The sequence below is a fragment of the Nocardiopsis algeriensis genome (assembly GCF_014203695.1).
Taxonomy (GTDB): Bacteria; Actinomycetota; Actinomycetes; order Streptosporangiales; family Streptosporangiaceae; genus Nocardiopsis; species Nocardiopsis algeriensis.
In genome coordinates this window covers 155,401-180,204 of the sequence record NZ_JACHJO010000006.1, presented here as the reverse complement: position 1 = coordinate 180,204, position 24,804 = coordinate 155,401, and the positions used below count along the sequence as shown (strand labels likewise).

General features: G+C 71.6%; 17 protein-coding genes. 4 read left to right on the top strand and 13 right to left on the bottom strand.

Annotated elements, in window-relative coordinates; all coding sequences use genetic code 11:
- Window positions 1-2: 2 nt before the first annotated feature.
- The 10 genes from cimA to gatB all read right to left on the bottom strand — a co-directional run bounded on the left by cimA (window position 3) and on the right by gatB (window position 15,393).
- Window positions 3-1,613 carry a citramalate synthase gene (gene cimA, locus FHS13_RS11265; protein WP_184291286.1) on the bottom strand — a complete coding sequence of 537 codons (1,611 nt, stop codon included), beginning with the start codon at window positions 1,611-1,613 and terminating at the stop codon, window positions 3-5.
- A 274-nt stretch (window positions 1,614-1,887) separates the two neighbouring features.
- On the bottom strand, window positions 1,888-2,385 hold the full coding sequence (locus FHS13_RS11260) for a hypothetical protein (protein WP_184291284.1): 498 nt from the start codon (window positions 2,383-2,385) through the stop codon (window positions 1,888-1,890).
- A 54-nt stretch (window positions 2,386-2,439) separates the two neighbouring features.
- Entirely contained in the window at window positions 2,440-3,558 is a 1,119-nt protein-coding gene (locus FHS13_RS11255) for a branched-chain amino acid aminotransferase (RefSeq protein WP_184291282.1), read from the bottom strand.
- 167 nt (window positions 3,559-3,725) lie between these two features.
- Window positions 3,726-4,784 (bottom strand): 3-isopropylmalate dehydrogenase, encoded by a 1,059-nt coding sequence (locus FHS13_RS11250; RefSeq protein WP_184291280.1) that lies wholly within the window; start codon window positions 4,782-4,784, stop codon window positions 3,726-3,728.
- Between the two features lie 556 nt (window positions 4,785-5,340).
- Complete coding sequence (gene serA, locus FHS13_RS11245) at window positions 5,341-6,930, bottom strand: phosphoglycerate dehydrogenase (RefSeq protein WP_184291278.1); 1,590 nt, start codon at window positions 6,928-6,930, stop codon at window positions 5,341-5,343.
- A gap of 165 nt (window positions 6,931-7,095) precedes the next feature.
- Window positions 7,096-8,091: a ketol-acid reductoisomerase gene (gene ilvC / locus FHS13_RS11240; RefSeq protein ID WP_184291276.1), complete on the bottom strand. Its 996-nt coding sequence runs from the start codon at window positions 8,089-8,091 to the stop codon at window positions 7,096-7,098.
- 80 nt (window positions 8,092-8,171) lie between these two features.
- Window positions 8,172-8,696: an acetolactate synthase small subunit gene (gene ilvN / locus FHS13_RS11235; protein WP_184291274.1), complete on the bottom strand. Its 525-nt coding sequence runs from the start codon at window positions 8,694-8,696 to the stop codon at window positions 8,172-8,174.
- Between the two features lie 18 nt (window positions 8,697-8,714).
- A complete protein-coding gene (locus tag FHS13_RS11230) occupies window positions 8,715-10,568 on the bottom strand; it encodes an acetolactate synthase large subunit (RefSeq protein ID WP_343064988.1) in 1,854 nt (617 codons plus the stop codon).
- Window positions 10,569-10,852: 284 nt separating this feature from the next.
- The gene (locus tag FHS13_RS11225; protein ID WP_184291264.1) at window positions 10,853-13,558 is read right to left on the bottom strand and encodes a putative bifunctional diguanylate cyclase/phosphodiesterase; all 2,706 of its coding nucleotides are present in this window, start codon (window positions 13,556-13,558) and stop codon (window positions 10,853-10,855) included.
- Between the two features lie 338 nt (window positions 13,559-13,896).
- The gene (gene gatB / locus FHS13_RS11220) at window positions 13,897-15,393 is read right to left on the bottom strand and encodes an Asp-tRNA(Asn)/Glu-tRNA(Gln) amidotransferase subunit GatB (protein ID WP_184291262.1); all 1,497 of its coding nucleotides are present in this window, start codon (window positions 15,391-15,393) and stop codon (window positions 13,897-13,899) included.
- 297 nt (window positions 15,394-15,690) lie between these two features.
- On the opposite strand from gatB, the gene FHS13_RS11215 reads away from it, so the two are divergent.
- The 4 genes from FHS13_RS11215 (at window position 15,691) to FHS13_RS11200 (ending at window position 20,584) form a co-directional block, all read left to right on the top strand.
- Entirely contained in the window at window positions 15,691-16,866 is a 1,176-nt protein-coding gene (locus FHS13_RS11215; protein WP_184291260.1) for a Cys-Gln thioester bond-forming surface protein, read from the top strand.
- Between the two features lie 400 nt (window positions 16,867-17,266).
- Entirely contained in the window at window positions 17,267-18,475 is a 1,209-nt protein-coding gene (locus FHS13_RS11210) for a Cys-Gln thioester bond-forming surface protein (RefSeq protein ID WP_184291258.1), read from the top strand.
- A 347-nt stretch (window positions 18,476-18,822) separates the two neighbouring features.
- On the top strand, window positions 18,823-20,058 hold the full coding sequence (locus FHS13_RS11205) for a Cys-Gln thioester bond-forming surface protein (RefSeq protein WP_184291256.1): 1,236 nt from the start codon (window positions 18,823-18,825) through the stop codon (window positions 20,056-20,058).
- Between the two features lie 115 nt (window positions 20,059-20,173).
- On the top strand, window positions 20,174-20,584 hold the full coding sequence (locus tag FHS13_RS11200) for a hypothetical protein (RefSeq protein WP_246405167.1): 411 nt from the start codon (window positions 20,174-20,176) through the stop codon (window positions 20,582-20,584).
- Between the two features lie 70 nt (window positions 20,585-20,654).
- Here FHS13_RS11200 and gatA read toward each other — a convergent pair whose 3' ends face one another.
- From gatA to FHS13_RS11185, 3 genes are all read right to left on the bottom strand, one after another.
- Window positions 20,655-22,154, bottom strand: a complete 1,500-nt coding sequence (gene gatA, locus FHS13_RS11195) for an Asp-tRNA(Asn)/Glu-tRNA(Gln) amidotransferase subunit GatA (RefSeq protein ID WP_184291254.1) — start codon at window positions 22,152-22,154, stop codon at window positions 20,655-20,657.
- Window positions 22,155-22,454: an Asp-tRNA(Asn)/Glu-tRNA(Gln) amidotransferase subunit GatC gene (gatC, locus tag FHS13_RS11190; protein ID WP_184291252.1), complete on the bottom strand. Its 300-nt coding sequence runs from the start codon at window positions 22,452-22,454 to the stop codon at window positions 22,155-22,157.
- A 196-nt stretch (window positions 22,455-22,650) separates the two neighbouring features.
- Window positions 22,651-24,693, bottom strand: a complete 2,043-nt coding sequence (locus FHS13_RS11185; RefSeq protein ID WP_184291250.1) for a putative bifunctional diguanylate cyclase/phosphodiesterase — start codon at window positions 24,691-24,693, stop codon at window positions 22,651-22,653.
- Window positions 24,694-24,804 lie beyond the last annotated feature (111 nt).

Below are 24,804 nucleotides of genomic sequence, written 5' to 3'. Positions count from 1 at the left end.
GTCTACTCCTGGGGGTAGCCCTGCCGGAGGAGGCCGTAGGTGAAGGCCTGCTCCAGGGCGACCCACGAGGCGTCCACCACGTTGGCGCCCACGCCCACCGTGGTCCACTCCCCCGCGCCGTCGCCGAAGGTGATGAGCGTGCGGGTGATGGCGTTGGTGCCCGAGCTGCCCTCCAGGATGCGGACCTTGTAGTCGGTCAGCTCCAGCCGTGCCAGCTCGGGGTAGACACCCTCCATCGAGGAGCGCAGCGCACGGTCCAGCGCGTTGACCGGGCCGTTGCCCTCCGCGGTGGCGATGACGCGCTCGCCCTTGACCGTCAGCTTCACGGTCGCCTCGGTGAGGCTCTCGTACTCGCTGGTCAGCGGGCTCGTGTCCTTGCGCGGGCGGCGCTCGGTGAGGACCCGCCACGACTCGGTCCCGAAGTAGCGGACCGGCCGGCCCATCTCCTCGCGCAGCAGCAGCTCCAGGGAGGCGTCGGCCGCCTCGAAGCTGTAGCCGGACAGCTCCAGGCCCTTGACCCGGTCCACCACCCGGCCCGACAGGGTGCGGTCCCCGGACAGGTCCAGGCCCAACTCCTTGGCCTTGAGCTCGATCGAGGCGCGCCCGGCCATGTCGGAGACGAGCATGCGCATGGAGTTGCCGACCAGCTCGGGGTCGGTGTGCTGGTACAGGTCGGGGTCGACCTTGATGGCGGAGGCGTGCAGGCCCGCCTTGTGCGCGAACGCCGACACCCCCACGTAGGGCTGGTGGGTGTCCGGCGCCAGGTTGACGATCTCGGCGATGGCGTGCGAGACCCGCGTCATCTCGCCCAGGCAGCCCTCGGGCAGGACGTCGCGGCCGTGCTTGAGGGCCAGCGCCCCCACCACGGAGAAGAGGTTGGCGTTGCCCACGCGCTCGCCGTAGCCGTTGGCGGTGCACTGCACGTGGGTGGCGCCCGCCTCGACGGCGGCGAGGGTGTTGGCGACCGCGCAGCCGGTGTCGTCCTGGGCGTGGACGCCCAGTCGGGCGCCGGTCGCCTCGCGCACCTCGGTGACGGTGCGGAAGACGTCGGAGGGGAGCATGCCCCCGTTGGTGTCGCACAGCACGACGACGTCGGCGCCGGCCTCGGCGGCGGCGCGCACGACGTCGAGCGCGTACGAGGGGTTGTGGCGGTAGCCGTCGAAGAAGTGCTCGCAGTCCACGAACACGCGCTGTCCGTGCTCGCGCAGGTAGGACACCGTGTCGGCGACCATGGCGAGGTTCTCGTCGAGGGTCGTGCGCAGTGCGCGTTCGACGTGCCGGTCGTCACTCTTGGCGACAAGGGTGACGACCGGTGCGCCGCTGTCGCGCAGGGCGGCCACCTGGGGATCGTCGGCGGCCTTCCCACCGGCCCGGCGGGTCGCGCCGAACGCGGTGAGTTGCGCGTGCCTCAGCGTCAGCTCTCGTGAAGCGCGCTGGAAGAACTCGGTGTCCTTGGGGTTCGCCCCCGGCCACCCTCCCTCGATGAACGCCACCCCGAAGTCGTCCAGCAGCTGGGCGATGGCCAGCTTGTCGGAGACCCGGAGGTTGATCCCCTCGCGCTGGGCCCCGTCGCGCAACGTGGTGTCGAAGACGTGGAAACTGTCGTCCCTCATGGGTGGACTCCCGAAGGTGGATGCTGTGGTGGGCCGACCGGGACGCGCCAACAAAAAAGACCCCTCGTGGACACGAGAGGTCGGCGCGCCGGCGATGTCCGCGGTCAGCCGGCGCGCCTCACGATAATGAGAACCTGAGACGGCATGCGCTCAGTGTGCCACACGGGAACGGAAGAACCGGAGTTCAGAGCCCGATCGTCTCACCCACCGAGACTGTGATTTCCCTCTCCGGACACAAAGGGAGGTCCGGCCCCCGCCGCACCCGTCCGAGGTCTCAGTTCTCGGGGCCGGGCGCCGCCGTTTCGGGGACCACCGCCTCTTCCTGTGCCTCGCGGTGGGCGTCGACACAGGCCTGGTCGCAGAGGTTCTCCAGGGGAGGTCGCGGCTGCGGGGAGTTGAGGATGTCGTTCAGGATCTGCTCGCGGGGGTCGGCGCCCCCTTCCCCGCTCTGCGGGACGCTGCCGCCCGTACCGCCGCCGCTGCTGCCGGAGTCGCCGCCTCCGGTGCCCGGGGCGGTGCCCGCCGCAGGGGCTTCCTGGGCTGCTCGGGGCTCTTCCGCCTCCTCCGTCTCTTCCGCTTCTTCGGAAGGGCTCGGAAGCAGCGACGTGGTGACGCGTTCGGGAGGGGGCCCGTCCTCCTCGGAGGTGGTGGGAGGGGCGGGGGGCGGATTCAGCGCGGAGACCGTTCCCGCGGCTCCGTAGGCGATGCCGGCCGCGACGACTCCCGCGGATGCCAGGAGCGCGACGCGGACGGGCCAGGGGTTGTCGGACAAGGTGACCTCGGGGGATGCGGGGGGCCGCCCGGCCCTGCCGGGCGGCCCGGGGAATCAGAAGCGGGTGATCCAGCCGTACTTGTCGGGGCGCAGGCCCGTCTGCAGGCCCACGAGCTCCTCGCGCAGACGCATGGTCACCGGGCCGGGGGTGCCGTCACCGACGGTGAAACCGCCCTCGTCGCTCTTGACGAAGCCGACCGGGGTGACGACCGCCGCCGTGCCGCAGGCGAAGACCTCGGTGAGCTCGCCCGACTCGGCGGCCTCGCGCCACTCGTCGGTGGAGACCGGCTTCTCCTCGGCCGGGATGCCCAGGTCGGGGGCCAGGGTCAGCAGCGAGTCCCGGGTGATGCCCGGCAGCAGCGTTCCCGTGAGCGCCGGGGTGCGCAGGCGGGCGTTCTCGCCGGAGCCGAACACGAACCACAGGTTCATGCCGCCCATCTCCTCCACCCAGCGGTGCTCGCGGGCGTCGAGCCAGACGACCTGGTCGCAGCCCTTCTCCACGGCCTGGGCCTGGGCGAGGAAGCTCGCCGCGTAGTTGCCCGCGAACTTGGCCGCGCCGGTGCCTCCCGGTGCCGCCCGGGTGTAGTCCTTGGACAGCCACACCGTGACCGGCTTGATGCCGCCCGAGAAGTAGGAGCCGACCGGCGAGGCGATGAGCAGGAACAGGTAGCTGCGGGAGGGGTGGTTGACGCCCAGGCCCACGTCGGTGGCGATCATGAACGGGCGCAGGTACAGGCTGAAGTCGGGCTTGCCGGGAACCCAGTCGCCGTCGTGCTCGAGGAGGAGCTTGATGGATTCGAGGAAGAGCTCCTCGGGCAGCTCGGGCATCGCCATGCGCGCCGCGCTGCGGTTGAAGCGGGCCGCGTTGGCCTCCGGCCGGAAGGAGGCCAGCGAGCCGTCCGGGTGGCGGTAGGCCTTGAGCCCCTCGAAGATCTCCTGGGCGTAGTGGAGGGCGGCCGTGGCCGGGTCCAGGCTGAGCGGGCCGTACGGCTCCAGCCTGGCGTCGTGCCAGCCCTTGCCCTCGGTGTAGCGGATGCTCACCATGTGGTCGGTGAACACCTGGCCGAACCCGGGACTCTCCAGCAGCGCTTCTCGTTCCTGCGGGGTCCGCCGCCGGTCGGAGAGCTGGATGTCGAACGCCAACCCGCTTGTGGTGGTGTTGTCGTTGGTCATGTCATCGGTCCTCTCGGGTGCATCAGGCCGGCAGCGCCGCCGGCCCGGATCTAGTCTGTCGGAAGAGCGCACCCGTGCGAAAGGCGCGCTCGGAGGGTTTCCGGGCGCGCCTCGTGTCGGTGCCGGCCGCGCCTCGGAGCAGGAGGGCAGGGCCGACGGGAAGGGGGTCAGCCCTGCTCGGCTACTCGGGCGGCGAGGTCGTCGCCGATCCGGGACGTGGAGCGGACACCGTGGCCCCGGCTCTTGAGGTCGGCCGAGACCGCCGCCTCGATGCGGCGGGCCGCCTCGGGAACGCCGAGGTGGTCCAGCATGAGGGCGGCCGAGAGCACCGTCGCGGTGGGGTCGGCCTTGCCCTGGCCCGCGATGTCGGGCGCCGAGCCGTGGACCGGCTCGAACATGCTGGGGAAGGTGTTGTCGGGGTTGATGTTGCCGCTGGCGGCCAGCCCGATGCCTCCGGTGACGGCGGCGCCGATGTCGGTGATGATGTCGCCGAACAGGTTGTCGGTGACCACGACGTCGAAGCGCGCGGGCTGGTTGACGAAGAACATCGACGCGGCGTCGACGTGGCAGTAGTCCACGGCGACCTGCGGGTACTCGGCGCCGACCTCGCGGACGGTGCGCTGCCACAGCTCCCCGGCGTAGGTCAGGACGTTGTCCTTGTGGACGAGCGTGAGCTTCTTGCGCGGGCGCTCGGCGGCCTTGGCGAAGGCGTAGCGGACGACGCGCTCGACGCCGAAGCGGGTGTTGACGCTGTCCTGCGTGGCGATCTCGTACGGGGTGCCCTTGCGCAGCACGCCGCCGGCGCCGGCGTAGGGGCCCTCGGTGCCCTCGCGGACGACGAGCATGTCGATGTCCTCGGGGGTCACACCCGCCAGTGGGCTCTCGACACCGGGGTAGAGGCGCACGGGACGCAGGTTGACGTAGTGGTCGAAGTCGAAGCGCAGGCGCAGCAGCAGGCCGCGTTCGAGGACGCCGCTGGGCACGGACGGGTCGCCGACGGCGCCCAGGAAGACGGCGTCGTGCCCGGCCAGCTCCTGCTCCACCGAGTCGGGCAGCGTCTCACCGGTGCGGTGCCAGAGCTTGGCGCCGAGCTCGTACTCGGTCGTCTCCACGGCCAGGTCGTGCGGGGCGATCGCCGTTTCCAGCACCTTGAGGCCCTCGGCGACCACCTCGGGGCCGATTCCGTCACCGGGGATGACGGCCAGTTTCACCGTGCGCGCTGCCATACTGCCTCTGATCCACTCGGGACCCCACCTGCTTCTTCTCAGATGGTGAGATCACAATGAACACTGAATGAGACAACCATACCGGGGCCGAGGACCGGAAGTCGCCGCGGGGGCGACGCGCCCCCACGACGGACCGCTCAGTCGCGGCGGTTCAGCGCCTCCTGGAGGGCGCGGGCGATCTCGTCGTCGGACTCGGGCGCGGACGGGTACTCGACCATGTCGTACATGTGAAACTCCAGATGCGTTGCGTGACCAAGGACGGGAAACAGGCGGTCTCGGCGCGCGCGATGGGTGTGCGGTCGGCGGTGACCGGAGAAAGAGTTCCGTCCCGGCGGGGTCCTCCGCGGGGCCGCCCTCGCGGCCCGTGTTCGGGCGAGCGGGCGGAGTGCAACTCCTAGGGCTTCAGAATATCGGATGTCCAACTATATGACCAGAGCATCCCACGATGTGAGACGTCGGCGTGTTTCCACTGGTCATGGGCGTGACGACATTTCCTCTGAAATGCCACAAAGGCCGCACCGCGCATCATGCGGTGCGGCCTTCGGGTCGGGGAAGGTCAGTCCTCCAGGTCGACCTGGCGGGTGACGGCCGCGTCGATCTCGGCGGAGATCGAGGCGAGCACGGGCTCCGGAACGGCGGAGTCGACGGTCAGGGCGATGAGGGCCTGGCCGCCCTCCTCGTCGCGGATGACCTGCATGCCCGCGATGTTGACGCCGGCCTCGCCGAGCAGGGCGCCGACCTTGCCGACCATGCCGGGGCGGTCGTCGTAGGACAGGAACACCATGTGCTCGGCCAGGCCGATCTCCAGGGTGTAGTTGTTGACCTCCACCAGCTTCTCGATCTGGCGGGGGCCGGTCAGCGTGCCCGAGACCGACACGCGGGTGCCGTCGGCCAGCACACCGCGCACCGAGATCAGGTTGCGCCAGTCGCTGCTGTCGTCGCTGGTGACCAAGTTGACCTCGACGCCGCGCTCCTTGGCCAGCAGCGGCGCGTTGACGAAGGTCACCGCGTCCTCGACCACGTCGGCGAACACGCCCTTGAGCGCGGCCAGCTCCAGCACCTTGACGTCGTGGGCGGCGATCTCGCCGCGCACCTCGACGTCGATGCGGCTGGCGATCGTGCCCGCCAGGGCGGTGAAGACCCGGCCGAGCTTCTCGGTCAGCGGCAGGCCCGGCTTGATCTCCTCGGCCACGCCGGTGCCCTGGACGTTGACCGCGTCGGGCACGAACTCGCCCGACAGCGCCAGCTTCACCGAGCGGGCCACCTGCGTGCCCGCCTTCTCCTGCGCCTCGTGGGTGCTGGCGCCCAGGTGCGGGGCCACCACGACGTTCTCGAACTCGAACAGCGGGCTGTCCGTGCACGGCTCCTTGGCGAACACGTCGATGCCCGCACCGCCCACGCGGCCCTCCTTGAGGGCCTGGTACAGCGCGTCCTCGTCGAGGATGCCGCCGCGCGCGGCGTTGACGATGCGCACGGTCGGCTTGACCTTGCGCAGCGCCTCCTCGCCGATCAGGCCCAGGGTGTCCTTGTTCTTGGGCAGGTGGATGGTGATGAAGTCGGAGCGCTCGAGCAGGTCGTCGAGCGTGGTGACCTCCACACCCATCTGCGCGGCCCGCGCGGGCTGCACGAACGGGTCGTAGGCGATGGCCCTGGTGCCGAAGGCCAGCATGCGCTGGGCGACCAGGGCGCCGATGCGGCCCAGGCCCACGATGCCGACGGTCTTCTCGTACAGCTCCACACCGGTGTACTTGGAGCGCTTCCACTCGCCGTTGACCAGCGCGTTGTGCGCCGGAGCGGTGTTGCGGGCGCTGGCCAGGAGGAGGTTCACGGCCTGCTCGGCGGCGCTGATGATGTTGGAGGTCGGGGCGTTGACCACCAGCACGCCGGCCTTGGTGGCGGCCTCCACGTCCACGTTGTCCAGGCCGACCCCGGCCCGGGCGACCACCTGGAGGCGACCGGCCGCGGCGAGGGCCTCGGCGTCCACCTTGGTGGCGCTGCGGACGATGAGCGCGTCCACGTCGGCCAGGGCCGGAAGGAGCTGGGAGCGGTCGGAGCCGTCCACGCGGCGCACCTCGAAGTCCTCTTCGAGCAGCGCGATTCCGGCGGGGGAGAGTTCTTCCGCTACAAGTACGGCGGGTTTGGACACAGGGGTTCCTTTTCGGGTTGCGCGTCCCGATATGCGCAGGTAGAGCCAGCCTGCGGATCGGGGAGGACGGCCGTTCTGAAGTCTACTGCCGCGGTAGGGAAGGCGAAGGGGGCAGGTGGTCTTCGCCGCCTACCCCCATCGGTCCCGTCCCTGAAGGGCTGGGGCCTAGGCCTTGAGCCAGCTCATCAGGGGGCGCAGCTCGGCGCCCACCTTCTCGATCTGCTCGTTCTGCTCGGCCTCGCGGCGCTTGGTGAACGTCGGCTGTCCGGCGTCGAACTCGTCCATGAGCTCCTTGGCGTAGGAGCCGTCCTGGATCTCGCGCAGGATCTTGCGCATCTCCTCGCGGGTCTGCTCGGTGATCACGCGCGGGCCGCGGGTGTAGCCGCCGTACTCGGCGTTGTCGGAGACCGACCAGTTCATCTTGGAGATGCCGCCCTCGTACATGAGGTCGACGATCAGCTTGAGCTCGTGCAGGCACTCGAAGTAGGCGATCTCGGGCTGGTAGCCCGCTTCCACCAGAGTGGCGAAACCGGCCTTGACCAGCTCCTCGGTGCCGCCGCACAGCACGGCCTGCTCACCGAAGAGGTCGGTCTCGGTCTCCTCCTTGAAGGTGGTCTTGATGACGCCGGCCTTGGTGCCGCCGATGCCCTTGGCCCACGACAGGGCCAGGTCCCAGGCCTGCCCGCTGGCGTCCTTCTCGACCGCGACCAGGCAGGGCACGCCGCGCCCGGCCTCGAACTGGCGGCGGACCAGGTGGCCCGGGCCCTTGGGGGCGACCATCGCGACGTCGACGCCCTCGGGCGGGGTGATGAAGCCGTAGCGGATGCTGAAGCCGTGGCCGAAGAACAGGGCGTTGCCCGGCTCCAGGTTCGGCTCGATCTCGTCCTTGTACAGGTCCCTGTGGATGTGGTCGGGGACCAGGATCATGACGACGTCGGCCTCGCGGGTGGCCTCCGCGGGGGTGAGGACGCGCAGGCCGTCCTCCTCGACCTTGGCCCGGCTCTTGGAGCCCTCCGCCAGGCCGATCCGCACGTCGACGCCCGAGTCCCGCAGCGACAGCGCGTGCGCGTGCCCCTGACTGCCGTAGCCGATCACGGCGACCTTCTTGCTCTGGATGAGCGCGATGTCCGCGGCGTCGTCGTAGTACATCTGTGCTGCCACTTGGGGTTACTCCTTGCTTGACACGTTGGTTGGGGGCGCGTGGCGGGATCCGGCGGCTCGCTCCGGACCCCTGTCCCGTCTCAGGCGCTGCGCTCGACGGGGCGGAGAGAGCGGTCGGTGATCGACCGGGGCCCGCGCCCCAGGGCGACCAGCCCTGACTTGACCAGTTCCCGGATACCGAACGGCTCCAGGTTCTTCACCAGGGCATCGAGCTTCTCGGGGTCGCCGGTGGCCTCGATGACGACGACGTCCGGGCTGACGTCCACGATGTGGGCGCGGAACAGCTCGGCCGTCTGAAGCACGTGGGTGCGGCTCGACGCGTCGGCCTTGACCTTCACGAGCAGGAGCTCGCGCCGGACCGACGCGGTGGTGTCCATCTCCACGATCTTGACGACGTTGACCAGCTTGTTGAGCTGTTTGGTCACCTGCTCCAAGGGGTGGAGGTCGCAGTTGACCACGATTGTCATCCTGGACAGTCCGGGGTACTCGGTCGTGCTGACACTGAGCGAGTCGATGTTGAAACCGCGGCGGGAGAACAGAGAGGAGGCGCGGGCGAGGATACCGGGGGTGTCCTCCACCAGAACGGAAAGCGTGTGACTGCTCATGGTGGTTCGGCTTCTCCTCTAGTCCTCGTGTTCCCAGCTCGGCGCCATGTCGCGCGCGTACTGGATCTCGTCGTTGCTGACGCCGGGTCCGACCATGGGCCAGACCATCGCGTCGTGGTTGACGGTGAAGTCGACGACGACCGGGACGTCGTCGATCGCCATGGCCTTCTCGATGGTGGCATCGACGTCCTCGGCGCGCTCGCACCGCAGGCCGACACAACCGTACGCCTCGGCCAGCTTGACGAAGTCCGGAATCCGGATCTTCTCGTCCCTGGGGGACGTCTGCAGGTCGGTGTTGGAGTAGCGGCCCTCGTAGAACAGGGTCTGCCACTGGCGCACCATGCCCAGGTTGCCGTTGTTGACCAGGGCGACCTTGATCGGGATGTTCTCAACGGCGCAGGTGGCCAGCTCCTGGTTGGTCATCTGGAAGCAGCCGTCGCCGTCGACCGACCAGACCGCGCGGCCGGGGTCGCCCACCTTGGCCCCCAGGGCGGCCGGGACGGAGAAGCCCATGGTGCCCAGGCCGCCGGAGTTGACGAAGGAGCCGGGGCGCTCGTGGTCGATGAACTGGGCGGCCCACATCTGGTGCTGGCCGACGCCGGCGACGTAGGTGGCCTCGGGGCCCACGACCTTGCCCAGGCGCTCGATGACCATCTGCGGGGCCAGGCTGCCGTCCTCGGGAACGTCGTAACCCTTGGGGTAGGTGGTGCGCATGCGGCCCAGGTGCTGCCACCAGGCCCCGTAGTCGCCGGCGCGGCCCTTCTCCTGGTCGGCGCGCACGGCCACGACCAGGTCGGCGAGCACCTCGCGGCAGTCCCCGACGATGGGCACGTCGGCGTGGCGGTTCTTGGAGATCTCGGCGGGGTCGATGTCGGCGTGGACGATCTTGGCGCCGGGGGCGAAGCTGTCCAGGCGGCCGGTGACCCGGTCGTCGAAGCGCGCGCCCAGGGCGACGATGAGGTCGGCCTGCTGCAGGGCGCCGACGGCGGCGACGTCGCCGTGCATGCCCGGCATGCCGACGTACTGCGGGTGGCTGTCGGGGAAGACGCCGCGGGCCATCAGGGTCGTGACGACGGGAACGCCGGTCAGCTCGGCCAGGATCCGCAGCTCGGCCGCGGCCCCGGCGCGCAGCACGCCGCCGCCGACGTAGAGGACGGGGCGCCGGGCCTCGAGGATCATCCGGGCGGCCTCGCGGACCTGCTTGCCGTGGGGCTTGGTGACGGGGCGGTAGCCGGGCAGGTCCAGGCGCTCGGGCCAGACGAACGCGGCGTCGCCCTGGAGGGCGTCCTTGGTGATGTCGACCAGGACCGGGCCGGGGCGGCCGCTGGAGGCGATGTGGAAGGCCTCGGCGACGGCGCGCGGAATGTCGGCCGCGGTCCGGACGAGGAGGTTGTGCTTGGTGATCGGCATCGTGATGCCGCAGATGTCGGCTTCCTGGAAGGCGTCGGTGCCGATCATCGGGGAGGCGACCTGGCCGGTGATCGCGACCATGGGGACCGAGTCCATGTAGGCGTCCGCCAGCGGCGTGACCAGGTTGGTGGCGCCGGGGCCGCTGGTGGCCATGCAGACGCCGGGGCGTCCGGTGGCGTAGGCGTAGCCCTCGGCGGCGTGGCCGGCTCCCTGTTCGTGCCGCATGAGGATGTGGCGCACCTCGGCGGAGTCGTAGAGGGGGTCGTACGCGGGGAGGATGGCGCCGCCCGGAATACCGAAGACAGTGTCAACGCCGACGTGTTCCAGCGACCTGATCAGCGATTGGGCGCCGGTCATCTGCTCGGTCATCTCAAGATCCTTCGCGAGGGCCCAGAGCGGCACGGGGCTCTGGCTTTGATGGGTCTGTCTCGTGGCTTGGTCCGGCAATAAAAAAACCCCCACCGCCCGACGGCGGTTGAGGGGTTGGCGCGCAGCAGAAGAAACTCAGTGGGCTGCGCGCCGACCAAGTACGAGAATCAGGGAGTTGCTCTGCACGCTCCCAAGATTGGCCGATGGTGGGCGGGCGCGTCAACAAGATCACCCTTTTGTCTCACATTATGAGACAGAAATTTCACAATGCGACCTGCGTCACATGCCACTCCCCCTGTGAACTGGGAAAACGGGCGAAGGAGCCCTTCCGTGCGCCCCGACCGACGCGCCGGGGATACCACCTGGTGAGACGCCTCTCAGAGGCTCGCACCCGCCTCCCCGCCGACCAGGGCCTCCACCCCGGCCGCCGACATCGGCCGCGCGACCAGGAACCCCTGGCCCCGGTCGCAGCCCATCGCCCGCAGCTGCTCCAGCTGCTCCGCCCGCTCGATGCCCTCGGCCACCACCTGCACGCCCAGGTCCCGGCCGAGCTGGATGATCGTGTGCGTGAGCAGCGTCACCGTGCCGTCACGGCCCAGGTCCGCGGTGAACGAGGGGTCGATCTTGATCGCGTCCACGCTCAGCCTGCGCAGGTGCGCCAGCGAGGCGTAGCCCATCCCGTAGTCGTCGATGGCCAGCTGCACACCCAGCTCACGCAGCTCCGCGAGCCGCTGGACGGCCTCTCCCCCGTTGTCGAGCAGGATCTCCTCGTCGACCTCCAGGGTGAGGAACTCGGCGGAGAGCCCCGTCTCCGCCAGGATCCGCTCCACCGTCTCCACGAACCGGGGCGAGAGGACCTGGCGCGGCGACAGGTTCACCGACAGGGCGATGTCCCAGTCCGAGAGCCGCCACACGGAGACCTTCTCGCACGCCTCCCGCAGGATCCACTCCCCCAGGGGGACGATCAGCCCCGATTCCTCGGCCGCGCCGAGGAACGCGTCGGGACCCACGGCCTCGCCGTCCCGGCCCCAGCGCACCAGGGCCTCCACCGAGGTCACCTGCGAGGTGCCCAGGTCCACCACCGGCTGGTACTCCAGGTAGAACTCGCCCTCGGCCAGGGCCCGGCGCAGCCGGACCTGGAGCTCCAGGCGGGAGAGCACCTTGTCGTGCATGTGGGCCGCGTACACCTCGACCGTGCCGGGGCCCCCCTCCTTGGCCCGGGTCAGGGCCACGTCGGCGTTGCGCAGCAGCTCGCCGCTGCCGGTACCGGTCTCGGCGAACGCCACCCCGATGCTGGCGGTCAGCACCATCTCGCGGTCGGCGGTCTGGAACGGCTCGGAGGCGATCACCCGGCCCAGCCGCTCGGCCAGGTCCACCACCCGCTGGGCCTTGGGCGCCTCCTCCACCAGGACGGCGAACTCGTCGCCGCCCCAGCGGGCCAGGGTCGCGTTCGAGTCCAGCTCCCCCCGCAGCCTGCGGGCCGCCTGCGACAGCACGTGGTCGCCGCCGGCGTGCCCCGCGGCGTCGTTGACCGCCGTGAAGCCGTCCAGGTCCAGGAAGACCACCGCGACCGTCCCCGCGGCGTCGTCGCTGATCACCCGGTGCGCGAGCACGTCGCCGGCGCGCTGCTCCAGGTAGGCCCGGTTGGGCAGGCCCGTCACGCCGTCGTGGAAGGTCAGGTGCTCCACCTCGTTCTGCAGCGCCACCTGGGCGCTGATGTCGCGGGTGGTCACTAGGAGCCGGTCCGGCTCGCCGGGCTGCTCGTACAGGGACACCGTCGACTCGGTGTGCCGCCACGTCCCGTCCGCGGCCCGCACCCGCAGTCGCAGGTGCACGCCCTGTCCCGCGCAGCCCGTGAACAGCTCGCCCACCTCCTTCGTGCGCTCCAGGTCCTCGGGGTGGAGCAGGGAGGTCACCGGCGCGGCCAGCACGTCGTCGACCCGGTACCCGAAGGCCTCCGCGGTGCCGGGGCTGACGTAGTCCACGCCGCCGTCCCGGTCCAGGACGAGGACGACGTCGCCGCTGTTGCGCGCCAGCTCGTGGAAGTGGATCTCGCGGTTGCGCACCATGCGCGCCAGGGTCGCGTTCTCCTCCATCATGCCCAGCATCCGCACCAGCAGGGCCAGCACCGCCGTGCCCGCGGCCAGCGGCAGCACCGGGGCCACCCCCGGCAGGCCCAGCCCCGAGACGGTCAGGGCCACGGCGGCCACGGCCACCGCCCCGACCGCGGCGAGCTCGGGGGCGAACCGGTACAGGCCCCGCCCGGTGATCCGGCGCGGCTCCGACCCCGGCCGGTGCCCCACCAGCCACGGCAGCGCCCCCAGCACGAGGAATCCGAGGAGTTTCAGCGGGTGCTCGATGCCCCCCGCCACGGCGGGTCCGGTCAGGCGGGTGACCGCCCCCACCAGGTCCGCGGCGGTGATGAGGGCGAAGGCGCCGATCGCCGGCAGCACCACCCGCCGCATGCTGTGCGGCGACATGAACACCAGCGGGACGAGCAGGCACAGGACGGCGATGTCGGCGACCGGGTAGACCAGCGCGAAGCCCAGGAATCCGGCGCCTTCCCCCAGCTCCCGGTACAGCGGGGAGAACACCAGCAGCCACACCACGGAGAACACCGCCGCGGCGCACACGTAGCTGTCGGTGATGTGCCGCAGGGCGGTCCGTATCCCGCCCGGCCAGGGGGCGAGGCGGGTGAAGCCCACCGCGAACAGGGGCAGCGCGGCGAGCAGGAACAGGTCGCCCAGCGTCAGGGACAGGATCGAGTCGGAGACGAACAGGCGGGTGATCCCGTGGGTGAGGCCGCCCGCGCACCAGGCCAGGGCTGCGAAGCCCAGGTTGCGCAGCGCGGCGCCCCCGTCCACGCCGTCGGAACCGCCGCCGTGCCCGGTCCCGCCCCGCTCCCAGAGGCGCGCGGCCCGGAGCAGGGAGATGCCGGCCGCGCCCGCGGCGACGGTTCCGGGCCATTCCCCGAGCGCCGCCGCCACGGTCTCCTCCCCCAGCGGGATGCCGATGCAGACGAGGTGGACCAGGAAGAGGATCCCCACCCCGGCCAGCAGCAGGCGGCGCGCCCGGGTCCCCATCAGAGGCCTCCCCGGGAGCGTGTCGCGGCGCCGGCGGCGGAACGCCGCTGTCGCGCTCTCTCCTCGGACATGGAGCACCCATCCTCGGGTCGTACGGTTCCGGGCGCGGCGGCGCCCGGTACGCGGCCTGCCTCCCGGGTTCTGTCGGAACAGGGGCGGGAGAGGGTGAACCGACGGCGCAGCCCTCCCGCGTGTGGCCACCCTACGCAACCAAGGTCACACGCCGGTTGAGGGCCGGGGAAACCGGCACCGGCCCCGCCCTGGCGGTCCCGTGCCCGGGGGCGCGTCCGGGCCGGCCGCGCCGGCCGCGGACACCGGACCACCGGGAAGCACGGGGTCTACTTCGCGCCCAGGCGCTCCAGGATGAGCTCGCGCGCACGGCCGGCGTCGGCCTGGCCGCGGGTCGCCTTCATCACCGCGCCCACGAGGGCGCCGGCCGCGGCGACCTTGCCGCCGCGCACCTTGTCGGCCGCGTCGGGGTTGGCGGCGATGGCCTCGTCCACGGCCGCACCGAGCGCACCGTCGTCGCTGACCACCTTGAGGCCGCGCGCCTCGACGACCTCGTCGGGCTCGCCCTCGCCGGCCAGGACGCCCTCGACGACCTGGCGGGCCAGCTTGTTGGTGAGCGTGCCCTCGGCGACCAGGGCGATGATCCGCGCGACCTGACCCGGGGTGATGGGCAGGGCCGCGAGCTCGATCTCCTGCTCGGTGGCGCGGCGGGAGAGCTCGTTGAGCCAGAGCTTGCGCGCCTCGCCCGACGGGGCTCCGGCGGCGACGGTCGCCTCGACCAGGTCGATGGCGTCGGCGTTGACCAGGTCGCGCAGCTCGGTGTCGCTGAGGTCCCACTCCGCACGTACCCGGGCGCGCTTGGCCGCGGGCAGCTCGGGCAGGGTGGCGCGCAGCTGCTCGATCCACTCCTCGGACGGGGCGACCGGAACGAGGTCGGGGTCCGGAAAGTAGCGGTAGTCCTGTGCCTCCTCCTTGCTGCGGCCCGAGACGCTGGCGCCGATGTGCTCCTGGAAGTGGCGGGTCTCCTGGACGACCTTCTGCCCGGCGTCCAGGACCCCGGCCTGGCGCTCGATCTCCGAGCGCACGGCGCGCTCGACCGAGCGCAGGGAGTTGACGTTCTTGGTCTCGGTGCGGGTGCCCCACTCGGCGGCGCCGCGCTCGTTGATCGACACGTTGACGTCGCAGCGCATGGAGCCCTCCTCCATGCGCACGTCGGAGATGCCCAGGGAGCGGACCAGGTCGCGCAGCTCGGCGGCGTAGGCGCGGGCCACCAGCGGGGCGAGCCCGTCGGTGCCGGTGATGGGCTTGGTGACGATCTCCAGCAGGGGGATGCCGGCGCGGTTGTAGTCGACGATGGAGTACTCGGCGCCGTGGATACGGCCGGTGGCCCCGCCCTTGTGCGAGGTCTTGCCGGTGTCCTCCTCCATGTGGACGCGCTCGATCTCCACGCGGAACGTGCGCGGGCCCTCGGGGGTGTCGACGGTGACGTCCAGGTACCCGTCGACGCAGATCGGCTCGTCGTACTGGGAGATCTGGTAGTTCTTCGGCATGTCCGGATAGAAGTAGTTCTTCCGGGCGAACCGCCCCCAGGGCGCGATCGAGCAGTTGAGCGCCAGCCCGAGGCGGATGGCTCCCTCGACGGCCTTCTCGTTGACGACCGGCAGCGAGCCCGGCAGCGCCAGGCAGACCGGGCACACCTGCGTGTTGGGCTCGGCCCCGAAGGCCGTGGGGCAGGAGCAGAACATCTTCGAGGCGGTGCCCAGCTCGATATGGGTCTCCAGGCCGAGCACGGGCTCGTACCTGGCCAGCGCCTGCTCGTAGGCCACAGGGGTGGGGCCTTCGTGAGAGACAGGGCTAGGAGTTACCGCGTGGGCCATCGCCGCAAACCCGTTTCCGTAGAGGACATACCTTCCAGCTCAGCCTACCGAGCGTGCGGGGGTGGCGATGCCCGGAACCGGGTCCGGGCGCGATCGGGGATGTCACGAGGAGTACACGATTGGGCCGCATGTAGGGGCGTCGGACCGGCCGGGGAGGCGCGCGGCCGTTAGTCTGGGGATCCGGATCTCACGTTCTCACCGGTCGGCCCTTCGGCGACCCGTCCGTCCCACGCCCAGGAGCTGACCATGGGCATCCTGCGCAGGTGCGCCGCACTGCTCTCCGCCACCGCCCTGACGGGCACTCTGCTCGGCGTACCCGCCGCCCGCGCCGACGACTTCTCCCGGGTGGACCGGGCTCCGGTCGCCGGTGCCGAGGTCGTGCTGTCCGACGGGCGCAGGCTCGGAACCTCCCTGTTCAGCCTGCGCGTGGGCGCGCGCGAGTCGGTGCGGGCCTACGCGGCCGGGGCGGACGAGGTGCGTCCGCACACCGCCTACGTGGAGTCGGCGTGGGAGGAGGCCGAGGGCTGGTCCGTGACCGCCCGGCCGGGCGACCCCGCGGACAGGGCGCGCTGGATCGTGTCCCACTCCTACCCGAGCGTGGACCTCACCGAGCTGTCGGCGGACCTGCCCGCGGTGACGCTGGAGGAGGGCCAGGCGATCGCGGCCACGCAGGCCGCGCTGTGGCATGTCCTGGACGGGGTGGAGCTGGACCGCGAGGCGGGCAACGCCCCCGCGGTCGTGGCCCTCTACGACTTCCTGGTGGAGGGCAGCGACTCCGCTCCCGACCAGACCGCGCAGCGCTCCTTGTCGGTGTCCCCCTCGCACGTGGAGGCCGTCTCCCCGGAGGAGCCCCTGGGTCCGCTGGAGGTCTCCAGCCTCGGCGGGAAACCGGTGGATGTGTCGCTGAGCGGTGCGCCGACGTCGTGGCTGGTCGACGGCGACGGCGTCCAGGTCGCGCAGGCCGACAGCGGCGACGAGCTGTACCTGGACGTGGACCCGTCCGTTCCCGCCGGCGTGGTGACCGTGCACCTGCGCGGCGAGGGCCTGCCGCTGCCCGAGGGTCAGCTGTTCACGGGCCGCAACGGGGTGCGCACCCAGCCGCTGGTGACGGCGGAGGCCGGGCGGGCGACGAGTACGGCGAGCGCCACCCTCACCTGGCAGTCGCAGGAGAGGCCGGCGCAGCCCTCCGCGCCCGCGCCCGAGGCCCCCGAGGAGACGCCGCAGGAGGGCCCGCCCGTGGCGGCGGAGGCGCCCGAGGCCGAGGAACCCGACGCGGAGGTGCCGTCCGAAGCGGGTGACCGAAACTCCGACGAGGATCTGCCGGTCACGGGGACCTGGCTCTCCGGGCTTCTGGTCATCGCCGGGGCCCTGCTGGTGTCCGGCCTGATCATCTTGCTTCTGGGCCGTAAACGGCGTGAGTGACTTTCTGTCAGACGCCTATGACCGCAGTTCGGTTGTCATGTTTCAGGCTTGAATCCGGATTTTCTTGGAAAGAATTTTTTCTTGTCCATATAGGCCGAGTTTTTCGCGGGAACGGCTTGGAAGCACCGTTGCGGGTCGCTAGTATCGGGCAAGCGATCGGCCAGGCGCGGCCGGCCCTTCCGGCTCCCGCGCCACGGCGACCCCCAACCTTCGACTCCGCCCGCTCCCCACGTGCGCACGTCCCCTGCCCCTGGCGTCGCGACAACGGGCTTCGCATTCGAGGCGGTTCCCTGTTCCGGAGAACCGCCGTGCCGGGCCGTCGCACCGAGCCTCCTCCAGTGCCCTCAGGCACGAGGCGGCTCACATCCGGTTACCCCTACGCAGAACACCGGGACACACAGTGACTCACATCTCTTCCTCCCGCACGTTCGCCCGTGCGGGTCTGGCGGCCACCGCCGCCGCTTTCCTCGCGTTCGGCCTGGCCGCCCCCGCCGCGGCCGAGCCTGTCACCGAGGGATCGGCCCGCGGCCAGTACCTCGACAACGCCGAGTCGGGAACCCGTGTCTCCACCACCGGCGGCACCATCGGCACCACGCTGTTCAACCTGCGTCTCGAGGACGGCACCGTCCTGACGATGTACTGCATCGACTTCGAGACCAGCATCCGCACCGGTGCCTGGTACCTGGAGGACTCCTGGGCCAACTACCCGGGCAAGGGCGAGTTCGCCGCTCCGGCCAAGGTCCACTGGATCCTGCAGAACGCCTACCCGGCCGTCGGCGCCGCCGAGCTCGGCACGGCCGCGGGCGTGGAGGGCCTGAGCGGCAAGGACGCCCTCGCCGCCACCCAGGCCGCCATCTGGCACTTCAGCAACGACGTGGACCTGAAGGAGCAGGGCAACTCCGAGGACGTCAAGGCGGTCTACGACTGGCTCGTCGCCAACGCCGAGGAGCTGCCGCAGACCGAGGAGCCCGCCCCGACCCTGAGCATCACCCCGGAGTCGGCCACCGGCGAGGCCGGCGGCACGGTCGGCAGCTTCACCATCTCCACCAGCGCCGAGGACGTCCCGGTCGACCTGAGCGCGCCCGAGGGCGTGGAGCTGATCGACCTGGCCACCGGCGAGGCCGTCAGCTCCGTCGGTGACGGCGACAAGGTCGGCTTCTCCGTCCCGGCCGAGGCCGAGGCGGGCGAGGCCTCCTTCAGCCTGGAGACCTCCGCCACCGTCCAGGCCGGCCGCCTGTTCAAGGGCGAGGACTCCAAGCCGACCCAGACGCTGATCACCGCCGAGGGCGGCACCACCACGGTCGAGGCCTCCGCGTCCGCCACCTGGACCGCCAAGCCCGAGGAGCCCAGCGAGGAGCCCTCGGCCCCCGAGGAGCCCAGCGAGGAGCCTTCCGCTCCGGAGGAGCCCAGCGAGGAGCCCTCGGCCCCCGAGGAGCCCAGCGAGACCCCGAAGCCGACCCCTCCGGCTGACGACAAGCCCAGCCTGCCGGTGACCGGTGGCGCCCTGGCCGGCCTCGTCGGCGTCGGCGTGGCCGCCCTCGGCGCGGGCGGCGCGGCGATCTACCTGAGCCGCAAGCGCAAGTCCGCCGGCAGCGACACCGAGGCCTAGCCTCCCTGCCGCCCGGCGGCAACCGGCACAGGGCCCCTTCCCGTCCTCACGGGGAGGGGCCCTTCCCGTGTCCGCCGGGCGGCTGCCCGATTCCGGACCGATACGGGAAGGAGGCCGCGGCGTGTACACCGGAAGCGGGAGGCGCGCGTCATACCCGCAGATGGATGAACTTAGAGAGACATAGCGGACACTTTGCGCCCGGTTGATAAAGGTTGTCCAAAAAGGCTAATATCGGCCAGGGGAAACCAGTCCGCTCGTCTTGGTTCCCTCCCCTCGTCTCTCATCTCCCGTCGGCCTCTCCCTTCGTGCCCCCTGGCCGCCGACAGCACAGATCCTGAGGAAGCAACGTGACACGCATGTCCATCCCCCGTGCCTTCGGCCGCACCGCCGTGGCCGGCGGCGCCGCTGCCCTGCTCGCTCTCGGCCTGGCCGCTCCCGCCGCTGCCGAGGGCGAGGGCGCGGTCCGCGCCCAGTACGTTCGCGACGCCCAGAAGGGCGACAACGTCCGCCTCGACATCGGCACCGCGAGCACCTCGCTCTTCGAGCTGAAGCTGGAGAACGGCGAGACCCTCACCGCGTACTGCATCGACCTCAAGACGGGCATCGTCCCCCAGGCCTGGTACGTCGAGGACTCCTGGAGCCAGTACAACGGCCAGGGCAACTTCGCCGAGGCCCGCGGCAAGGTGCACTGGATCCTCCAGAACAGCTACCCCACCGTCGGCGTCGAGCAGCTCGCCGAGAACGCCGACCTGGGCAACCGCGCCCACCGCTTCACCGAGAAGGAGGCCATCGCCGCCACCCAGGCCGCGATCTGGCACTTCACCAACGGCGTCAAGGTCACCGCGAACAGCCCCGACAGCGTCAGGAAGGTCTACGACTACCTGGTCGGGAACGCCCAGGACCTGCCCCAGGAGCCCGCCCCGACCCTGAGCATCACCCCGGAGTCGGCCACCGGTGAGGCCGGCGGCACGGTCGGCGAGTTCACCGTCTCCACCAGCGCCGAGGCCGTTCCGGTCGACCTGACCGCCCCCGAGGGCGTGGAGCTCGTGGACGCGGAGACCGGCGAGGCCGTCACCACCGTCGACAACGGCGACACGGTTGCCTTCTCCGTCCCGGCCGGCACCGAGCCGGGCGAGGCCTCCTTCAGCCTGGTGACCGGCGCCACCATCTCCGCGGGCCGCCTGTTCAAGGGTGAGAACGGCCTCCGGACCCAGACCCTGATCACCGCCAAGAACGAGGAGGTGTCGGTCTCCGCCGACGCCTCCGTCACGTGGACCACCCCGGAGACCCCCGAGGTCCCCGAGGAGCCTGAGACCCCGGAGGAGCCCGAGGCCCCGGAGACCCCGGAGGAGCCCGAGACCCCGGAGACCCCCGAGGCCCCGGAGGAGCCCAGCGTCGAGCCGAGCACCCCGGCCGAGCCCAAGGTGACCCCTCCGGCTGACGACAAGCCCAGCCTGCCGGTGACCGGTGGCGCCCTGGCCGGCCTCGTCGGCGTCGGCGTGGCCGCCCTCGGCGCGGGCGGCGCGGCGATCTACTTCAGCCGCAAGCGCAAGTCCGCTGCCTCGAACGAGAACATCGGCTGACCCAGGTCCTGACCTGAGGTGAGGGCCCCTTCCCGTCCCGGGAAGGGGCCCTTCGCCGTTCCGGGGCCCCAAAATTTCCGCATGGGGAGGACATATCGGGGCAGTGGTGGGGATTATGGACGTTCACACGGAGGATCAGCGCACACTCGCACCCGAGAAACGCAGCACACATCCCCTCCCGATCGCCGGAGCGCTCCTGTTCGTGGCGGCCGCCGTCGCCATGGCCGGGTCGGCCTGGAACGCCCAGGTGCCCGACCCCGGCGCGCACCGCGTCTTCCTCGTCGTCTGGGCCGTGGCGGCCTCTCTGCCCGGCCTGCGGATCGCCACCGGAAGGCCGCCGCGCTCGACCCTGGCCTTCGCGGTCGGCGGTCTGCTCGGCACCGCCCTGGCCACCACCCCGTGGCAGGCGCTGGAAGCGGTCTACTGGTACCAGCTGTGGTGGTCCGTCCCCGTCCTGGCGGGCCTGGCCGTGGCCATGAGCGCCGTCCGCGAGCCGCAGCCCGAACCCGCGCACCGGCCCGGGTGACCCCGCTGACGACGGACGCCCGCCGCCCCGAGGGGCGGCGGGCGTCCTCCGCCGTCGGCGGAAACCGGGCTCAGGCGCCGACGGCGTAGGGGCTGCGGGCCAGCAGCGCGCCGTCGCGGTCGGCCAGGGCGCGCTCGACGGCCGCGGCGACCCGGTAGGTGCGGTCGTCGGCCAGGGCCGGGGCCATGATCTGCAGGCCCACCGGGAGGTTGTCCTCGGGGGCCAGGCCGCAGGGCACCGACAGGGCGGCGTTCCCGGCCAGGTTGGTCGGGATCGTGCACAGGTCGGCCAGGTACATCGCCATCGGGTCCTCGGTGCGCTCGCCGATCGGGAACGCGGTGGTCGGCGTGGTCGGGGAGACCAGCACGTCCACGCTGCCGAAGGCGGCGTCGAAGTCGCGCTTGATGAGGGTGCGCACCTGCTGGGCGCTGCCGTAGTAGGCGTCGTAGTAGCCGCTCGACAGCGCGTAGGTGCCCAGCATGATCCGGCGCTTGACCTCGGGGCCGAAGCCCTGGGCGCGGGTCAGCGACATGACCTCCTCGGCGCTGCGGGTGCCGTCGTCGCCGACGCGCAGGCCGTAGCGCATGGCGTCGAACCGGGCCAGGTTCGAGGAGCACTCGCTGGGCGCGATGAGGTAGTAGGCCGACAGGGCGGCGTCGAAGCTGGGGCAGGACACCTCGACGATCTTGGCGCCGAGGGACTCCAGCAGCTCCAGCGACTCGTGGAAGCGCTGACGCACGCCGGCCTGGAAGCCGTCGCTGTCGAGCTCCTTGACCACACCGACGCGCAGGCCCTCGATCTCACCGCTGCGGGCGGCCTCGACCACCGGCGGCACGGGCGCGTCGATCGAGGTGGAGTCGTGCGGGTCGTGGCCGGAGAAGGCCTCGTGGAGCAGGGCGGCGTCGAGCACGTTGCGCGCGAACGGGCCGGGGGTGTCCAGCGAGGAGGCGAACGCGATCATCCCGTAGCGGGAGGAGCCGCCGTAGGTGGGCTTGGCGCCGACCAGGCCGCACACGGCCGCGGGCTGGCGGATGGAACCGCCGGTGTCGGTGCCGGTGGCCAGGGGCGCCTCGAACGCGGCCACGGCCGCGGAGGATCCGCCCGAGGAGCCGCCGGGGATGCGCCCGGTGTCCCACGGGTTGCGGGTGACCTGGTAGGCGGAGTTCTCCGTGGAGGAGCCCATGGCGAACTCGTCCATGTTGGTCTTGCCCAGGATGACCATCCCGGCCTCGCGCAGGCGCGCGGTGACGGTGGCGTCGTAGGGCGGCCGCCAGCCCTCGAGGATCTTGGAGGCGGCGGTGGTGGGCATGTCCTTGGTGGAGAACACGTCCTTGTGGGCGACGGGCACGCCGGCCAGCGGGCCCAGCTCCTCGCCCGCGGCGATGCGGGCGTCCACCGCGCGGGCCTGCTCCAGGGCGCTCTCACGGCCCACGTGCAGGAAGGCGCCGATCTGGTCGTCCACGGCGTCGATGCGCCCCAGGTAGGCCGCGGTGGCCTCCTCCGAGGAGGTCTCGCCCGCCTTGATCGCCGCGCCGAGCTCGGCGGCGGTGAGGCTGATGATGTCGCTCATCTACTCCTCCTCCCCCAGGATCCGCGGAACCCGGAAACGCTGCTCCTCCACCGCCGGGGCACCGGCGAGGGCCTGGTCGGGGGTGAGGCCGGGCCGGGCCTCGTCGGGGCGGTAGACGTTGGTCAGCGGCAGGGCGTGCGAGCTGGGCGGGATGTCGCCCTTGGCGACCTCCTGCACCTTGGCCACGGCGGTGAGGATGTCACCGAGCTGGGCGGCGAGCGTGTCGAGCTCGCTCTCGTCGAGCGCCAGCCGCGACAACCGGGCGAGGTGCGCGACCTCATCGCGGGTGATGGCGGTCATGAGAAACTCACCGTTTCTTCGGCGGAAGGACTGTCCTGTCAATCCTAGGGCGTGTTCCGCGGATGCCGTCCGCCGTGAGCGGTGTCCAGGAGCTTTCCGCCGCCGGGGAGGGCAGGTCCCCGCCGCGCCCGCCGCGCAGGTCGGGCGGTGCCGTGCGGCGGGCCGGGGGTTCCCCGGCGGCCGTCCCCGGTGTCGCTCACGCGCAGGTGCCCGCGGTGCTGCCGCCGCTGTGCGCGGCGATCCAGGCGGGAACCTCGTCGCCGCGCAGGGGGTGCGAGTAGTGGCTGCCCTGGCCGGTGCGGCAGCCCGCCTCCCGGGCGGCGGCGGCGAGTTCGCGGGTCCGCACGCCCTCGGCGGTGGCGTCCATGCCGAGGGAGTTCACCAGGGCGACGGCGGCGTGCACGGCGGCGGTCCCGGCCTCGTCGGTGAGGCGCGCGGTGAACGACTCGTGGATCCTGACCTCGTCCAGGGGCAGCTCGGCGAGCTGGACGAGGGTGAAGTGCCCCGTGCCGAAGTCGTCCAGGGCCAGGCCCACCCCGAGTTCGCGCAGGCGGTGGACGGCCGCGGCGGCCGCCTCGCCGTCGTCGGCGAGGGAGTCCTCGCCGATCTCCAGGACCAGCTGCGAGGGCGGGACGCCGTGTTCGCGCAGGCAGGCGTCGACGGTGTCGGGAAGCCGGGGGTCGAGGAGCTCGCGCATGCCGAGGTTGACGGCGACGGTCGGGGTGAGGCCCTCCTCGCGCCACCGGGAGACCCGGGCCAGGGTGATGTCGAGCACCTGTCCGGTGAAGGCGCGGAACAGGTTGGACTGCTCGACCACCGGCATGAACTCCTCGGGCAGCAGCAGCCCGCGGGTGGGGTGCTGCCAGCGGGCGAGCGCCTCCAGGCCGGTGACGCGGCCGTCGTCGAGGGAGACCCGCGGCTGGTAGTGCATCTCCAGAGCGCCCTCGGCCAGGCCGCGGCGCAGCTCGCTGTAGAGGCTGAGGCGTGCGGTGGAGTTGCGGTCCTTGCCGGGGTCGTAGGACTCCACTCCGGAGCGGGCCGACTTGGCGACGTACATGGCGACGTCGGCGCGCTGCAGGAGGTGTTCGAAGCTGTCGGCGTCGTCGGGGAACAGGGCGATGCCGATGCTGGCGCCCAGGTCGAGGTCCATGCCGTCGATGCGGACGGGCTCGGCGAGGGCGCAGCGCAGGCGGGCGGCGACCTCGGCGGCCGCCGCGCTGTCGCGCACCTGGGTGAGCAGGACGGCGAACTCGTCGCCGCCGAGCCGGGCCACCAGGTCGCCGGGGCGGACGCTGTGGCTGAGCCTGCGGGCGACGGTCTGGAGGAGGCGGTCCCCGGCCGGGTGGCCCAGGGTGTCGTTGACCTCCTTGAAGCGGTCCAGGTCGAGCAGGAGCAGGCCGATCCGGCCGCCGTGCCGACCGGCCCGGTCCATCTCGCTGCGGGCGCGCAGGTTGAGGAGCTTGCGGTTGGCCAGGCCCGTGAGCTCGTCGTGGTTGGCCTGGTGGTCGCGCTTCACCGAGAGCATGGCGCTGCTGTACAGGGCGCCCAGGGGCAGGGCGAACAGCGGCACGTACAGCACGGAGTGGGTGGCCGCGACGACGACGAGGGGGACGAGGGCGACGAGGACGCAGGTGACGCGGATCTGGCCGCGGATGTCCTTGAGCAGGGCCGGGCCGAGAGAGGAGCGCTCGTGCATGGCGACGGCGGACCTGACCAGGATCCGGTTGACGGCGAAGTGGACGGCTCCGGCCAGGGCCAGTGCGATGATCACCTCTCCCGCGGGGACCCAGGGGCTGTCGCGCAGGACCGGGAGGACCAGGCGCAGCACGGCGTCCGCGGCGCCGAGGCAGAGGACGTACTGCGCGGCGTTGAAGGCGATCCGGTGGACGGCGTGGCCCCGGGCGGTCCCGGCCACGGCCACGGCCAGGACCTGGGCCAGGAGTGCCAGGGGCAGCCCCTGGACCACGACGAGGGCGAGGGAGAAGGGCAGCGACGTGGGCGACCCGTTGCCGGGTGCCTGCCCGGGCGCGGCGACGGGCCGCAGCTCGCCCAGGACGACCATGGCGATCAGGACCCAGGTGAGCGGTTCGGTCGCCTGACCGAGGTACTGCGCGGGCTCGCTCCCCAGGGCCGCCCCTGTGAGCAGGAGCATTCCGGCGACGATGGTGGCCGCCATGTACAGCCACAGCGGCGTTCCGGCGCGGGGACCGATGTCCCTGCTGCTGTTGGGGTCTTTCATCCCTTGGACCTCGCGAGGGGGACAAGGGGGCGGCGCCACCGGAGGTGACCGCCGCCCCTGGCGCTCAGGAGCCGGGATCCGGTCACCCCTCATGACCGGATCCCGGGTCGG